Here is a 221-nt window from a genome sequence, read left to right as displayed (position 1 = left end):
CTTAACGAGGGTTCTCTCGCTCGCCTTAGGATTCTCTCCTCACCTACCTGTGTCGGTTTCCGGTACGGGCACCATACCCCCTCCTTAGAGGCTTTTCTCGGCAGTTTGGCGTCAGAAGCTTCGCCCTTACGGGCTCCCCTTCACCTCTCAGGATTTCCGTGAGGCGGATTTGCCTGCCTCACTCCCTACGGGCTTGGACCGGTCCTTCCATTCACCGGCTC

1 rRNA gene is annotated in these 221 nt (G+C 58.8%); it reads right to left on the bottom strand.

The features are described 5' to 3' along the window. Positions 1-221, bottom strand: a 23S ribosomal RNA gene (locus ULO1_RS14035); the annotation flags it as partial.

The sequence above is a fragment of the Carboxydocella sp. ULO1 genome (assembly GCF_002049255.1).
Lineage (GTDB): Bacteria > Bacillota.
The sequence above is the reverse complement of the archived record's forward strand: the minus strand, read 5'-3'. Positions and strand labels throughout refer to the sequence as shown.